Origin of the sequence: Dickeya fangzhongdai (assembly GCF_002812485.1) — a bacterium.
Classification (GTDB): domain Bacteria; phylum Pseudomonadota; class Gammaproteobacteria; order Enterobacterales; family Enterobacteriaceae; genus Dickeya; species Dickeya fangzhongdai.
The window spans coordinates 233,431-247,014 of sequence record NZ_CP025003.1; the positions used below are offsets into that span (position 1 = coordinate 233,431).

Annotated in this window: 8 protein-coding genes, 1 tRNA gene and 3 rRNA genes; 10 read left to right on the forward strand and 2 right to left on the reverse strand. The window is 52.8% G+C overall.

The window, feature by feature from the left end; all coding sequences use genetic code 11:
* Positions 1-113 precede the first annotated feature (113 nt).
* The 10 genes from pepQ (at position 114) to birA (ending at position 11,744) form a co-directional block, all read left to right on the forward strand.
* Complete coding sequence (gene pepQ / locus CVE23_RS01065; RefSeq protein ID WP_100850382.1) at positions 114-1,445, forward strand: Xaa-Pro dipeptidase; 1,332 nt, start codon at positions 114-116, stop codon at positions 1,443-1,445.
* Positions 1,445-2,059, forward strand: coding sequence for an IMPACT family protein (locus CVE23_RS01070; RefSeq protein ID WP_100848699.1), 615 nt, complete (start codon positions 1,445-1,447; stop codon positions 2,057-2,059). The genes pepQ and CVE23_RS01070 overlap by 1 nt, the downstream gene beginning before the upstream one ends.
* 41 nt (positions 2,060-2,100) lie before the next feature.
* Positions 2,101-3,552 carry a Trk system potassium transporter TrkH gene (trkH, locus tag CVE23_RS01075; RefSeq protein WP_013319883.1) on the forward strand — a complete coding sequence of 484 codons (1,452 nt, stop codon included), beginning with the start codon at positions 2,101-2,103 and terminating at the stop codon, positions 3,550-3,552.
* Positions 3,553-3,570: 18 nt separating this feature from the next.
* Positions 3,571-4,110, forward strand: coding sequence for a menaquinone-dependent protoporphyrinogen IX dehydrogenase (hemG, locus tag CVE23_RS01080; protein WP_038920530.1), 540 nt, complete (start codon positions 3,571-3,573; stop codon positions 4,108-4,110).
* Between the two features lie 373 nt (positions 4,111-4,483).
* Positions 4,484-6,025 (forward strand): 16S ribosomal RNA (locus CVE23_RS01085).
* 86 nt (positions 6,026-6,111) lie between these two features.
* Positions 6,112-6,187: transfer RNA gene (locus tag CVE23_RS01090), tRNA-Glu, on the forward strand.
* Positions 6,188-6,380: 193 nt separating this feature from the next.
* Positions 6,381-9,287, forward strand: a 23S ribosomal RNA gene (locus tag CVE23_RS01095).
* Between the two features lie 120 nt (positions 9,288-9,407).
* A 5S ribosomal RNA gene (rrf, locus tag CVE23_RS01100) occupies positions 9,408-9,523 on the forward strand.
* The 16S, 23S and 5S rRNA genes sit together here with 1 tRNA gene alongside, the layout of an rRNA operon.
* Positions 9,524-9,750: 227 nt before the next feature.
* On the forward strand, positions 9,751-10,788 hold the full coding sequence (gene murB, locus CVE23_RS01105; protein WP_049854925.1) for a UDP-N-acetylmuramate dehydrogenase: 1,038 nt from the start codon (positions 9,751-9,753) through the stop codon (positions 10,786-10,788).
* A complete protein-coding gene (gene birA / locus CVE23_RS01110; RefSeq protein WP_100848700.1) occupies positions 10,785-11,744 on the forward strand; it encodes a bifunctional biotin--[acetyl-CoA-carboxylase] ligase/biotin operon repressor BirA in 960 nt (319 codons plus the stop codon). Before murB ends, birA begins: the two co-directional genes overlap by 4 nt.
* Before the next feature lie 25 nt (positions 11,745-11,769).
* Here the strand turns inward: birA and coaA are convergent, their stop codons facing one another.
* Complete coding sequence (gene coaA / locus CVE23_RS01115) at positions 11,770-12,720, reverse strand: type I pantothenate kinase (protein ID WP_038917496.1); 951 nt, start codon at positions 12,718-12,720, stop codon at positions 11,770-11,772.
* 215 nt (positions 12,721-12,935) lie between these two features.
* A complete protein-coding gene (locus CVE23_RS01120) occupies positions 12,936-13,484 on the reverse strand; it encodes a GNAT family N-acetyltransferase (RefSeq protein ID WP_038663360.1) in 549 nt (182 codons plus the stop codon).
* Between the last annotated feature and the right edge of the window lie 100 nt (positions 13,485-13,584).

Sequence of the window (13,584 nt, forward strand, 5' to 3'; positions counted from 1 at the left end):
AAATGCAAACAACACGTGAGGGATTTGCCGGGAGGATCACAGGGCGAGCAACGCTGCCGTCACCGGGGCGCTGTGTTACACTGGGAAACAGGCTGTTATCAATGGGGATTGTGATGGAAACGCTGACTTCTTTGTATCATCAACATGTGGCGACCCTGCAGCAACGCACGCAGGCGGTTCTGGCGCGGCATAATCTGGATGCCTTATTGATCCACTCCGGTGAGTTGATGATGGCGTTTCTGGACGATCATGCCTATCCGTTCAAGGTCAATCCGCAGTTCAAGGCCTGGCTGCCGGTGACGCAGGTGCCGAACTGCTGGCTGTGGGTGGATGGGGTCAATACGCCGAAGCTGTGGTTCTACTCCCCCGTTGATTACTGGCATAACGTGGCGCCGGTGCCGGACAGTTTCTGGACTAAATCGCTGGATATCCAGGTGCTGCGCAAGGCCGACGATATCGGCCAGCAACTGCCGGTTCAGCGCCAGCGAGTCGCCTATATCGGTTCCGCGCCGCAGCGCGCGATAAATCTGGGTATCGCGCCGGAACACATCAACCCGAAAGGCGTGCTGGATTATCTGCATTACCACCGCGCCTACAAAACGGACTACGAACTGGCCTGTATGCGCGAAGCGCAGAAAACGGCGGTGGTTGGTCACCGTGCCGCTTATGAAGCGTTCCAGTCCGGCATGAGCGAATTCGATATCAATCTGGCGTACCTGACCGCCACCGGCCACCGCGATACCGATGTGCCTTACGGTAATATCGTCGCCCTCAACGAGCATGCGGCGGTACTGCACTACACCCAGCTTGAACACCGGGTGCCGGCGGAAATGCGTAGCTTCCTGCTGGATGCCGGCGCGGAATATAACGGCTATGCGGCGGATATTACCCGCACCTATGCCGCGCAGGACGACAACGAGTATGCCGCGCTGGTAAACGATCTGAACCGCGAGCAACTGGCGTTGATCGATACCCTAAAGGCCGGCGTGCGTTATACCGACTACCATTTGCAGATGCACCACCGGGTGGCGGTGCTGCTCAAACGTCATCAACTAGTGACCGGACTGAGCGAGGAAGCGATGGTGGAACAGGGCGTTACCTCGCCTTTCCTGCCGCACGGTCTGGGTCATCCGCTCGGCTTGCAGGTGCATGACGTCGGCGGGTTCATGCAGGACGACACCGGTACGACGCTAGCTGCGCCATCCGCTCATCCTTACCTGCGTTGTACCCGGATTCTGGAGCCGCGCATGGTGCTGACTATCGAACCGGGTATCTACTTTATCGATTCTCTGTTCGAACCCTGGCGTCAGGGCGAACTGCGCCAGCACTTCAACTGGCAGAAGCTGGATGCGCTGCGCCCGTTCGGCGGTATTCGTATTGAAGACAATATCGTGGTGCATGACAAACGCATTGAAAACCTGACCCGTGCGCTTGATCTGGCCTGATGCTGTCATATCCGGTTCCTGCTGCGTCTGTCAGTGTTCACGAAGAGATTAAAAAGAGCCGTTTTATCACGCTGCTTGGCCCGGCCAGCGGCGTGGATACGGCCCGAGGCGTGATTCAGCAGATCCGCGAACAACATCCCTCGGCGGCTCACCATTGCTGGGCCTATGTCGCGGGCGCGCCTGACGATTCGCAACAGCTCGGTTTTTCCGATGACGGCGAACCTTCGGGAACCGCAGGCAAACCGATGCTGGCGCAACTGATGGGCAGCGGCATCGGCGAAGTGGTGGCAGTGGTGGTGCGCTATTATGGCGGCGTCAGGCTCGGTACCGGCGGGCTGGTCAAAGCTTACGGCGGCGGCGTGCAGCAGGCGCTGAAACAACTGCCGCTGCAGCAGAAAGTCATGCAACGGATGTATCGATTGCAGTGCGACTATGCCCTGTTGCCCCAGGTTGAAACCGTGGTGCTGGCGCTGCAGGGGCAAGTCGTCTCGACGGAGTACGCCAGCGAAGTCTCGCTCCAACTGGCGTTTCCGGTAACGGCGGTAGAAGACGCGACGCGGCGGCTGCGCGATATTAGCCGCGGCGCGTTGCATTTGCAGCCAATTTCACAATAATCCCAGCGCGTAATCTTGAACCATTTAAGGAAGGCTCCCTGATGCACTTGCGTGCCATAACCCGCATTGTCGGACTGCTGGTCATCCTGTTTTCCGGCACCATGTTTATTCCCGGCATGGTGGCGTTGATCTACCGTGATGGCGCCGGTCGGGCATTTATCCAGACGTTCATCGTGGCGCTGGTTATGGGACTATTGCTGTGGCTGCCCAACCGTAAACACCGCCATGAACTGAAGGCCCGTGAAGGATTTCTGATCGTGGTGCTGTTCTGGACGGTGCTGGGTAGCGTCGGGGCCCTGCCGTTTCTGTTTGTCGAGCGTCCCAACCTGTCGGTGACGGATGCGTTTTTCGAGTCCTTTTCCGGCCTGACCACAACCGGCGCGACCACGTTAGTCGGGCTGGATTCGCTGCCGAAAGCCATCCTGTTCTACCGGCAGATGCTGCAATGGATGGGCGGTATGGGAATCATCGTGCTGGCGGTAGCTATTCTGCCGATTCTGGGCGTCGGGGGGATGCAGCTTTATCGCGCCGAAATGCCGGGGCCGCTGAAAGACCATAAAATGCGGCCCCGCATCGCGGAAACCGCCAAAACCCTGTGGTTAATCTATGTGTTGCTGACCGTGCTCTGCGCGCTCTCGCTATGGCTGGCGGGCATGTCGGTGTTCGATGCCATCAGCCACAGTTTCTCCACTATCGCCATCGGCGGGTTCTCGACTCACGACGCCAGCATCGGTTATTTCAATAGTCCCACCATCAACACCATTATCGCGGTATTTCTGCTGATTTCCGGCTGTAATTTTGGTTTGCACTTTGCGGTATTGAGCGGACGCAGTCTGCGAGTGTACTGGCGCGACCCCGAGTTCCGGATGTTCATTGTCGTTCAGATGTCGCTGGTTGTGATTTGTACCCTCGTGTTGTGGGGGCACGGTGTGTACAAGAATGGTATGGAAACCCTGAATCAGGCGTTCTTTCAGGTAGTATCCATGGCGACTACCGCAGGGTTCACCACCGACAGTATTGCTTCCTGGCCGCTGTTTTTGCCGGTATTGCTGCTGTGCTCCGCGTTTATCGGCGGTTGCGCCGGTTCGACCGGCGGCGGCCTGAAAGTGATTCGCATCCTGTTACTGTTCTTGCAGGGCTCTCGCGAACTGAAGCGATTGGTTCATCCGAATGCGGTCTATACCATTAAGCTCGGTCAGCGCGCTTTGCCGGAGCGGATACTGGAAGCAGTGTGGGGATTTTTCTCGGCTTATGCACTGGTGTTTATCGTCAGCATGCTGGCCGTGATTGCGACAGGGGTGGACAACTTCTCCGCCTTTGCGGCGGTGGCCGCCACGCTGAACAATCTCGGGCCGGGGCTTGGGACAGTCGCTGACAATTTCACATCCATGAATGACGCCGCCAAATGGATTCTGATTGTTACCATGCTGTTTGGACGTCTGGAAGTGTTCACCATGCTGGTGCTATTTACTCCCACTTTTTGGCGGGAATAACGGATAAGGGAACGTGCTATGAAAGCATTGATATTGTTTTCCAGTCGGGATGGCCAAACGCGTGCGATAGCGTCTTACATCGCCAATAACCTCAAGGGAACGCTGGAATGTGATGTCGTCAACATTCTGAATGCCCATGAGGTTGACCTCGACAAGTACGACAAAATAATGATCGGTGCGTCAGTGCGCTACGGGCATTTTCATCCGGCGGTGGAAAAATTCATCCGCCAGCATCTTGCCTTGTTGCAACAAAAGCCCAGCGCCTTCTTTTCTGTCAACCTGACCGCCCGCAAGCCGGAAAAGCGTTCGCTGCAAACCAACGCCTATACCCGTAAGTTTCTGCTGCGTTCTCCCTGGCAGCCGGACTTAGGCGCGGTCTTTGCCGGCGCGCTGCGTTACCCGCGCTATCGCTGGTTCGACCGTGTCATGATTCAGTTCATTATGCGTATGACCGGCGGCGAGACCGACAGCACCAAAGAAATTGAGTATACCGACTGGGAACAGGTGGCGCGTTTTGCCCAGTCCTTTGGTCAGCTCGCCCAGAAAAAGGCGGTGTAATGCGGCTTGTCGCCGTGTCGTGGCGAAAAAAGAGACATTCGGAAATTTTTTTGAAATTAGTGCTTGTCAGCGACGGAGAAGTCCCTATAATGCGCCTCCACTGACACGGCGACGGCAACAAACCGAAGTGGTTTCAGTAAGAAATCAGGCGCATATCGCTTGACTTCTTTTCGGGAAAGCATAATATATGCGACCCGCGACCACGGTAAGTGGTCCTGCTCTTTAACAATCAATCAGACAATCTGTGTGGGCACTCGCAGGACGCTTCACTAAAAAATTATGTGAAAAGTCTTGAAGAGTGACAACAGTTAATTCATACGAACTAACAGTAAATTCTTTGAGCACGTTTTCTTCGGAAAACACATCAAACTTTAAATTGAAGAGTTTGATCATGGCTCAGATTGAACGCTGGCGGCAGGCCTAACACATGCAAGTCGAGCGGCAGCGGGGGGAAGCTTGCTTCCCCGCCGGCGAGCGGCGGACGGGTGAGTAATGTCTGGGGATCTGCCTGATGGAGGGGGATAACTACTGGAAACGGTAGCTAATACCGCATAACGTCGCAAGACCAAAGTGGGGGACCTTCGGGCCTCACGCCATCGGATGAACCCAGATGGGATTAGCTAGTAGGTGGGGTAACGGCTCACCTAGGCGACGATCCCTAGCTGGTCTGAGAGGATGACCAGCCACACTGGAACTGAGACACGGTCCAGACTCCTACGGGAGGCAGCAGTGGGGAATATTGCACAATGGGGGAAACCCTGATGCAGCCATGCCGCGTGTGTGAAGAAGGCCTTCGGGTTGTAAAGCACTTTCAGCGGGGAGGAAGGCGGTAAGGTTAATAACCTTACCGATTGACGTTACCCGCAGAAGAAGCACCGGCTAACTCCGTGCCAGCAGCCGCGGTAATACGGAGGGTGCAAGCGTTAATCGGAATGACTGGGCGTAAAGCGCACGCAGGCGGTCTGTTAAGTTGGATGTGAAATCCCCGGGCTTAACCTGGGAACTGCATTCAAAACTGACAGGCTAGAGTCTCGTAGAGGGGGGTAGAATTCCAGGTGTAGCGGTGAAATGCGTAGAGATCTGGAGGAATACCGGTGGCGAAGGCGGCCCCCTGGACGAAGACTGACGCTCAGGTGCGAAAGCGTGGGGAGCAAACAGGATTAGATACCCTGGTAGTCCACGCTGTAAACGATGTCGATTTGGAGGTTGTGCCCTTGAGGCGTGGCTTCCGGAGCTAACGCGTTAAATCGACCGCCTGGGGAGTACGGCCGCAAGGTTAAAACTCAAATGAATTGACGGGGGCCCGCACAAGCGGTGGAGCATGTGGTTTAATTCGATGCAACGCGAAGAACCTTACCTACTCTTGACATCCAGCGAAGACTGCAGAGATGCGGTCGTGCCTTCGGGAACGCTGAGACAGGTGCTGCATGGCTGTCGTCAGCTCGTGTTGTGAAATGTTGGGTTAAGTCCCGCAACGAGCGCAACCCTTATCCTCTGTTGCCAGCACTACGGGTGGGAACTCAGGGGAGACTGCCGGTGATAAACCGGAGGAAGGTGGGGATGACGTCAAGTCATCATGGCCCTTACGAGTAGGGCTACACACGTGCTACAATGGCGTATACAAAGAGAAGCGACCTCGCGAGAGCAAGCGGACCTCATAAAGTACGTCGTAGTCCGGATTGGAGTCTGCAACTCGACTCCATGAAGTCGGAATCGCTAGTAATCGTAGATCAGAATGCTACGGTGAATACGTTCCCGGGCCTTGTACACACCGCCCGTCACACCATGGGAGTGGGTTGCAAAAGAAGTAGGTAGCTTAACCTTCGGGAGGGCGCTTACCACTTTGTGATTCATGACTGGGGTGAAGTCGTAACAAGGTAACCGTAGGGGAACCTGCGGTTGGATCACCTCCTTACCGAGTTGAAGCGCCTGCGTGGTGTCCACACAGATTGTCTGATGATAAGAAAGAGTCAAAAGCGTCTTGCGAAGCTGACAAGTGATGTCCCCTTCGTCTAGAGGCCCAGGACACCGCCCTTTCACGGCGGTAACAGGGGTTCGAATCCCCTAGGGGACGCCAATATGACTGACAGTGGGTGAAAGGCACGGTCGACGTTAACCTAAAACTGATTAGCGATAGTCAGGTTTATGTTATCTGCTCTTTAACAATCCGGAACAAGCTGAAAATTTGAAACGACGGCATATGAGTGTGAATTCGTATGTTGTTCGAGTCTCTCAAAATACTTGCATCCCGAGACACTTTCGGGTTGTGAGGTTAAGCGACTAAGCGTACACGGTGGATGCCTAGGCAGTCAGAGGCGATGAAGGGCGTGCTAATCTGCGAAAAGCGTCGGCAAGGTGATATGAACCGTTATACCCGACGATACCCGAATGGGGAAACCCAGTGTGATTCGTCACACTATCATTAACTGAATCCATAGGTTAATGAGGCGAACCGGGGGAACTGAAACATCTCAGTACCCCGAGGAAAAGAAATCAACCGAGATTCCCCCAGTAGCGGCGAGCGAACGGGGAGGAGCCCAGAACCTGAATCGGCTTGTGTGTCAGTGGAAGCGTCTGGAAAGTCGCACGATACAGGGTGAAAGTCCCGTACACGAAGATGCACAGGCCGTGAGTTCGATGAGTAGGGCGGGACACGTGGTATCCTGTCTGAACATGGGGGGACCATCCTCCAAGGCTAAATACTCCTGACTGACCGATAGTGAACCAGTACCGTGAGGGAAAGGCGAAAAGAACCCCGGCGAGGGGAGTGAAATAGAACCTGAAACCGTGTACGTACAAGCAGTGGGAGCACCTTTTGGGTGTGACTGCGTACCTTTTGTATAATGGGTCAGCGACTTATATTCTGTAGCAAGGTTAACCGCATAGGGGAGCCGCAGGGAAACCGAGTCTTAACTGGGCGTTAAGTTGCAGGGTATAGACCCGAAACCCGGTGATCTAGCCATGGGCAGGTTGAAGGTTGGGTAACACTAACTGGAGGACCGAACCGACTAATGTTGAAAAATTAGCGGATGACTTGTGGCTGGGGGTGAAAGGCCAATCAAACCGGGAGATAGCTGGTTCTCCCCGAAAGCTATTTAGGTAGCGCCTCGTGAATTCATCTCCGGGGGTAGAGCACTGTTTCGGCTAGGGGGCCATCCCGGCTTACCAACCCGATGCAAACTGCGAATACCGGAGAATGTTATCACGGGAGACACACGGCGGGTGCTAACGTCCGTCGTGAAGAGGGAAACAACCCAGACCGCCAGCTAAGGTCCCAAAGTCATGGTTAAGTGGGAAACGATGTGGGAAGGCCCAGACAGCCAGGATGTTGGCTTAGAAGCAGCCATCATTTAAAGAAAGCGTAATAGCTCACTGGTCGAGTCGGCCTGCGCGGAAGATGTAACGGGGCTAAAACCATGCACCGAAGCTGCGGCAGCGACGCTTAGGCGTTGTTGGGTAGGGGAGCGTTCTGTAAGCCGTTGAAGGTGGACTGTGAGGTCTGCTGGAGGTATCAGAAGTGCGAATGCTGACATAAGTAACGATAATGCGGGTGAAAAACCCGCACGCCGGAAGACCAAGGGTTCCTGTCCAACGTTAATCGGGGCAGGGTGAGTCGACCCCTAAGGCGAGGCTGAAAAGCGTAGTCGATGGGAAACAGGTTAATATTCCTGTACTTGGTGTTACTGCGAGGGGGGGACGGAGAAGGCTATGTCATCCGGGCGACGGTTGTCCCGGTTTAAGCGTGCAGGTGGGTGGACCAGGTAAATCCGGTCTGCTGTCAACACTGAGGCGTGATGACGAGGTACTACGGTACTGAAGTGACAGATGCCCTGCTTCCAGGAAAAGCCTCTAAGCATCAGGTAACATTGAATCGTACCCCAAACCGACACAGGTGGTCAGGTAGAGAATACTCAGGCGCTTGAGAGAACTCGGGTGAAGGAACTAGGCAAAATGGTGCCGTAACTTCGGGAGAAGGCACGCTGGGCATGGTGAAGTCCCTTGCGGACGGAGCTGAGCCCAGTCGCAGATACCAGCTGGCTGCAACTGTTTAATAAAAACACAGCACTGTGCAAACACGAAAGTGGACGTATACGGTGTGACGCCTGCCCGGTGCCGGAAGGTTAATTGATGGGGTTATCCGTAAGGAGAAGCTCTTGATCGAAGCCCCGGTAAACGGCGGCCGTAACTATAACGGTCCTAAGGTAGCGAAATTCCTTGTCGGGTAAGTTCCGACCTGCACGAATGGCGTAATGATGGCCAGGCTGTCTCCACCCGAGACTCAGTGAAATTGAACTCGCTGTGAAGATGCAGTGTACCCGCGGCAAGACGGAAAGACCCCGTGAACCTTTACTATAGCTTGACACTGAACCTTGAGCCTTGATGTGTAGGATAGGTGGGAGGCTTTGAAGTGTGGACGCCAGTCTGCATGGAGCCAACCTTGAAATACCACCCTTTAATGTTTGATGTTCTAACGTGGACCCGTGAACCGGGTTGCGGACAGTGTCTGGTGGGTAGTTTGACTGGGGCGGTCTCCTCCCAAAGAGTAACGGAGGAGCACGAAGGTTAGCTAATCCTGGTCGGACATCAGGAGGTTAGTGCAAAGGCATAAGCTAGCTTGACTGCGAGAGTGACGGCTCGAGCAGGTGCGAAAGCAGGTCTTAGTGATCCGGTGGTTCTGAATGGAAGGGCCATCGCTCAACGGATAAAAGGTACTCCGGGGATAACAGGCTGATACCGCCCAAGAGTTCATATCGACGGCGGTGTTTGGCACCTCGATGTCGGCTCATCACATCCTGGGGCTGAAGTAGGTCCCAAGGGTATGGCTGTTCGCCATTTAAAGTGGTACGCGAGCTGGGTTTAGAACGTCGTGAGACAGTTCGGTCCCTATCTGCCGTGGGCGCTGGAAGATTGAGGGGGGTTGCTCCTAGTACGAGAGGACCGGAGTGAACGCACCACTGGTGTTCGGGTTGTGATGCCAATTGCATTGCCCGGTAGCTAAGTGCGGAAGAGATAACCGCTGAAAGCATCTAAGCGGGAAACTTGCCCCGAGATGAGTCTTCCCTGGGCCCTTGAGGCCCCTGAAGGGACGTTCGAGACGAGGACGTTGATAGGCTGGGTGTGTAAGCGTAGCGATACGTTGAGCTAACCAGTACTAATGACCCGAGAGGCTTAACCTTACAACACCGAAGGTGTTTTGGTGAGAGAGACGAGAAAGAATTTGGCTTGTTCGACGGATGGATTCTGATGGTTGTGCGGCGTGTGAGCGTGGGCATGACGGTTGGAATGAAAAGAATTTGCCTGGCGGCGAGAGCGCGGTGGTCCCACCTGACCCCATGCCGAACTCAGAAGTGAAACGCCGTAGCGCCGATGGTAGTGTGGGGTCTCCCCATGCGAGAGTAGGGAACTGCCAGGCATCACATAAGGAACCCCCGGTTATGCCGGGGGTTTTTTGCTTTGGGGGGGCGGTGGCAGAACCGAGTGCCAGGGCGGAGATGACCGGCGGCCCGGTCTCCCGGCGTTACGCGATGCTTCCTCGGTGTACCCTGTCCCTTTTTGTGCCTGCCGGCAGATAAAACATCCCTCAATAATCCCTCAGAATCAGTTAGACTATGCCTAACTGTTTACTGAGTATTGGCTACCATGACGAATTCTGTCACATCTCTAAAATCGTTTAATTCCTTCTCCTTACCGGTATTTGCGACAGAGGTCGCGATTATCGAAAATTCAAGTGAGTTGTTATCTGCATGGCAGCGTGCTAATCAGAGCGGGTTACCAATCCTGATATTGGGGGAAGGGAGTAATGTACTCTTTCTGGACGATTTTCACGGCATAGTACTTATTAATCGGCTCAAAGGGATTGAGATCAAAGAGACTGCATCTGAATGGATGCTCCATGTTGGGGCTGGAGAAAACTGGCATCACCTTGTGGAATATACGCTGGAACGCCAGATTTCCGGTCTCGAGAATCTGGCCTTGATCCCAGGATGTGTTGGATCCGCGCCTATTCAGAATATCGGCGCTTATGGTGTAGAGCTGAAAAAGGTCTGTGCTTATGTCGATATGCTAAATCTGAGAACGGGCGAGACAGCGCGCCTGAGTGCTGAAGAGTGCCAGTTCGGTTATCGGGATAGCGTTTTCAAGCATGAATACCAGGATGGATTTGCCATTATCGCAGTAGGATTTCGTTTATCGAAAGAGTGGAAGCCGGTCCTGGAATATGGCGATCTTACTCGCCTTGACCCTTCGGCAGTGACAGCAAAACAAGTCTTTGACGCCGTTTGTCAGATGAGGCGGAGCAAATTACCCGATCCTGCGGTAATGGGTAATGCAGGTAGTTTTTTCAAAAACCCGGTAATTCCTGCCGCTATAGCTGAACACATTCTGGCGAATTATCCCAATGCCCCTCATTATCCTCAACCGAATGGTGAGGTAAAGCTGGCTGCCGGCTGGTTGATCGATCAATGCGGTTTAAAAGGGCATCAAATTGGTCAGGCTGCAGTTCATGATAAGCAGGCTCTGGTTCTGGTGAATAAAGGCGAAGCAACCAGTTGTGATCTGGTTAATCTGGCTCGTTATGTAAGAAACAAAGTTGCAGAGCAATTCGATGTGTGGCTGGAGCCTGAGGTACGGTTTATTTCCGCTCAGGGAGAGGTTAATGCAGTGGAGGTTTTGGCATGAAAGATTATACCGTCCCGTTGAAGCTAATCTCTATTCTGTCCGATGGTGAGTTTTATTCGGGGGAATATCTCGGTGAGCTAATGGGGATGAGCCGGGCAGCCATCAACAAACATATTCAGACCATCAGAGAGTGGGGGTTGGATGTCTTTACTGTAACTGGAAAAGGTTATGCACTTTCAGCCCCAATTCAATTGCTTGATGCAGAGAAGATTCGCTCGCAAATACAAAGCGGCAATATAGCGGTTTTACCCGTGATTGATTCTACCAATCAATATCTGTTGGATCGCCTTGATTCGGTATCGTCGGGTGATGCTTGCATTGCCGAATACCAACAGGCTGGGCGGGGGCGTCGTGGTCGAAAATGGTTTTCCCCCTTTGGCAGTAACCTCTACTTGTCACTGTATTGGCGTCTGGAACAAGGACCTGCCGCAGCGGTTGGCGTGAGTCTGGTGATTGGCATCATTATGGCGGAAGTCTTGCATCATCTGGGAGCTGAAGGGGTGCGGGTAAAATGGCCGAATGACTTGTACCTGAACGATAAAAAACTGGCTGGTATTCTCGTTGAATTAAATGGACGGACGGGGGATGCTGCGCATCTGGTTATCGGCGCAGGTATTAATTTGCGCATGAATTCATCAGGCTCGACTGTGATCGAGCAGGGATGGATCAACCTGCAGGAAGCAGGGATTGATATTGATCGTAATATGCTGGCTGTGAAGCTCGTTACTGAACTGCGTGCCGCATTGGCTATTTATGAACAACAAGGTTTAGCTCCCTTTATTTCCCGATGGAACAATCTGGATAATTTTTATAATCGCGCAGTGAAGCTGATTGTCGGTAATCGGGAAATAAAAGGTATTGATAAAGGCATTGATAGCCAGGGGGCGTTATTGCTGGAGCAGGATGGGGTAATTCAGTCTTATATTGGCGGTGAGATTTCTCTGCGTGGATGGTAATAGGGGATTGTCATCCCCTCTATTTTTATTTTCTTAAGCGTACACACTCGACTGCGTGATTTGCGCTTTTGGTCATGATAAGGCTGGCTCGTCCACGCGTCGGCAGTATGTTCTGCTTGAGATTCAAACCATTAATCTCATTCCATAATTGTGATGCGATATTAACGGCTTCTGTTTCCGCCAATTTTGCATAATTGTGGAAATAGGAGTCGGGATTGGTAAATGCACCCTGCCTGAATTTCAGAAATCGATTGATATACCAGCTCTTCAGTAGTTCCTCGGGCGCATCGACATAAATGGAAAAATCCACAAAATCAGATACAAAAACACGATGAGGGTCGTGGGGATAATCCATCCCGCTTTGCAGAACATTCAGTCCTTCAAGAATCAGAATATCCGGCTGTTCTATGACTTTATTGCAATCGGGCACAATATCATAGGTCAGGTGAGAATAGGTGGGGGCCGTTACCCAAGGGACACCGGATTTTATCTCAGAAACGAATTTTACCAGGCTATGCATATCATAGGACTGGGGGAATCCTTTCTTCTTCATCAGATTTTTTTGCTGTAATACCTTATTGGGATGAAGAAAACCGTCGGTGGTAATCAGTTCAACTTTCCGATGTTCCGGCCAGCGGCTGAGCAATGCCTGCAGTACACGCGCTGTCGTGCTTTTCCCTACGGCAACACTACCAGCAATACCGATAATATAAGGGATTTTCTGTCCATCGGTTCCCAGAAACTGCTCAAGCACGGCCTGACGCCGTAAATTGGAACTGATATAAAAATTGAGCAGTCGAGATAATGGCAGATAAATTTCCGCGACCTCATCCAAAGACAGATCTTCGTTAATGCCTTTGAGTTTAATGATTTCATCTTCAGTCAGAGTCAATGGCACAGAGTCACGCAAGTTGGCCCATTGCTGGCGATTGAACTGAAGATAAGGCGTTGCGAAAGATTGCGCGTTATTAGTCATAAATGTATTTCTGCTTGACGCTACCGGTAAGGAAGGGAAACAGCCAGGTTTCAGTGCATGAAACTGAGACACCGGGAGGCTGGACAGGCAACAGCCGCAGCATCCTTTCCTGATAAAATTATCGTCCAGCGGGCAGGTTACCACCATGAGGGTCAGGAAAAGAAGCAAAAATCTGTATCAACCCTGATACCTGTGATACAGGCATCAGGTAGGGATTAGCTGGCGAGGGCGCGCTCTACGCGATTCACGGCGAACAGGCGCTTGTAGTAAATTGCTGTCGGATAGTAATAACCATCGGGAGAACTGGCATAGTCGGGAAGTTCTCCCAGATAGCGGTAACCCTGAGCACGATAAAAGTGCTCGGCAGGCGAACCGGCTTGCGTATCGAGATAGATCAAGCCGCGTCGATGCTGTAATGCCGCCTGCTCCAGCGTGGAGAGTAAACGTTTTCCAATCCCCTGGCGTCGCATGCTGCTATGAACCAGCAGTTTTTGTATTTCAGCCCGGTTTTGTCCGTTTGATTTTTGGCACAGTTCAAGCTGGATACTGCCTATCACGCCATTATCATCGCGCGCAATCCATAACAGGCGCTCTCCTTCGGCGACAGAAGGACGCAGGCTGTGGAAATAGCTCTCGGCTTCCTCGTGCGTTAGCGGTGACTGGTAACCGACAGACGCTCCCTTTGCCACAGCATTTACCAGTAAGCCGGCTAACTCGTAACGATAGACGGGAAGAGTGGCGACATTCAGTAATACGATCTTCATGCTGTCTCTCCTGCTGGGTTGGGCTAAAACGTGTCTCGTCTGATTTTTCATGCAAGGAATGTTCCATTCATCGATGGCGGCTAAAAGTGGCTAAATGCCG

Excerpts from the sequence above, each read along its gene's own strand:
- trkH (WP_013319883.1), top strand. The coding sequence starts at position 2,101 with ATGCACTTGCGTGCCATAACCCGCATTGTCGGACTGCTGGTCATCCTG.
- coaA (WP_038917496.1), bottom strand. The coding sequence starts at position 12,720 with ATGACTAATAACGCGCAATCTTTCGCAACGCCTTATCTTCAGTTCAAT.
- birA (WP_100848700.1), top strand. The coding sequence starts at position 10,785 with ATGAAAGATTATACCGTCCCGTTGAAGCTAATCTCTATTCTGTCCGAT.
- murB (WP_049854925.1), top strand. The coding sequence starts at position 9,751 with ATGACGAATTCTGTCACATCTCTAAAATCGTTTAATTCCTTCTCCTTA.
- CVE23_RS01120 (WP_038663360.1), bottom strand. The coding sequence starts at position 13,484 with ATGAAGATCGTATTACTGAATGTCGCCACTCTTCCCGTCTATCGTTAC.
- CVE23_RS01070 (WP_100848699.1), top strand. The coding sequence starts at position 1,445 with ATGCTGTCATATCCGGTTCCTGCTGCGTCTGTCAGTGTTCACGAAGAG.
- pepQ (WP_100850382.1), top strand. The coding sequence starts at position 114 with ATGGAAACGCTGACTTCTTTGTATCATCAACATGTGGCGACCCTGCAG.
- hemG (WP_038920530.1), top strand. The coding sequence starts at position 3,571 with ATGAAAGCATTGATATTGTTTTCCAGTCGGGATGGCCAAACGCGTGCG.